The sequence below is a fragment of the Frigoribacterium sp. UYMn621 genome (assembly GCF_040549525.1).
Lineage (GTDB): Bacteria > Actinomycetota > Actinomycetes > Actinomycetales > Microbacteriaceae > Lacisediminihabitans.
The window spans coordinates 1-1,357 of record NZ_JBEPTM010000049.1 but is presented as its reverse complement, the minus strand read 5'-3'; the positions used below and the strand labels follow the sequence as shown (position 1 = coordinate 1,357).

General features: G+C 63.1%; 1 protein-coding gene. It reads left to right on the top strand.

The window, feature by feature from the left end:
• The first annotated feature begins 51 nt into the window (after positions 1-51).
• Positions 52-1,340, top strand: a protein-coding gene (locus ABIB54_RS17825; RefSeq protein ID WP_354576873.1) for an IS3 family transposase whose coding sequence is annotated in 2 segments (ribosomal slippage) — positions 52-325 and positions 325-1,340 — 1,290 coding nt in all. Because the reading frame shifts where the segments join, the coding sequence is not laid out codon by codon here.
• Positions 1,341-1,357 lie beyond the last annotated feature (17 nt).

Here is a 1,357-nt window from a genome sequence, read left to right as displayed (position 1 = left end):
TGAACCGTCCCGGGTTTCATGCCGCTTTCTTTCTGGTGAAAGGATGCGCTTATGCCCAAGAAACACCCGCTGGAGGTTCGTGACCGGTCGGTCCGGATGGTCCTTGACCGCCTCGGCAACTATCCATCCGTGTCGGCCGCCTGCCGCGACCTTGCCCCGAAGTTGAACGTCGGGGCCGAAACGTTGCGGAAATGGGTCATGCAGGCTCAGGCCGATGCTGGGGTCGTATCCGGTCCCACGACGGAGCAGCTGGAGGAGATCAAACTCCTGAAGAGGGAGAACCGTGATCTCAAGGAAGCGAACGAGATCTTGAAGGCGGCGTCAATTTTCTTCGCGAGGGAACTCGACCCTCGCCGCCACTGATCTGCCAGTTCATCGAGGAGATGAAAGCGGACGGCCACCGGGTCGAGTCGACGTGTCGCGTCCTGCGTCAGCAGGGCGTGGCCGTCGCCCCACGGTCGTATCGGGCATGGAAACTGCGTGATCCGTCAACGCGGACGATCGATGATGCGATCCTCACTGCCCGGTTACGGCAGCTGCGGGAACACGATGGCCGCGGCCGGCAACGCCCGGAGGTGCTCTATGGGAGACGCAAGATGACGGCGTGGCTTGCCCGCACCGGGTTTCCCACCATCTCCAAACACACCGTCGATCGCCTGATGCGCGACGAGGGCATGGCCGGCCTGGTCCGGGGACGCAAAACGGTCACGACGGTCCCGGTCAAGAACGGCACCCGCGCCGGCGACATGCTGAACCGGCAGTTCACCGCACCGCGGCCGAATCACACCTGGGTGACCGACTTCACCTATGTCGCCACGTGGAGCGGGTTCGTGTATGTCGCGTTCGTCATCGACCTGTTCTCCCGCGCCATCGTGGGTTGGCAGGCCTCGACGGTGAAAGACACCGCGTTCGTGGAAGGGTGTCTGCGAATGGCGTTATGGCGCCGCGACCACACCGGCCGACCCATCGAACCAGGAATGATCCACCACAGCGACGCCGGCAGCCAATACACCTCGATTCGCTTCACCGAGACTGTGGCGCTGGAAGGGCTCACTGCCTCGATCGGGAGCGTGGGCGATGCCTACGATAACGCGGCCGCAGAGACCGTGATGGGGTTGTTCAAGAACGAAGCGATCGCGAAAACCTCCCCCTTCCGCAGCGGCCCGCTGAAGGGCCTCCCCGAGGTTGAGGAGATCGTCTTCGACTGGGTCTCCTGGTACAACAACGACCGCCTCCACAGCTTCCTCGGCAACATCCCGCCCGAGGAATATGAGCGGGCCTACTACGCTCGAACCATCGGCCCATCAAAAGGTGACGCCGCCAACAAACCGGCGGCATGAAACCCGGGACGGTTCAG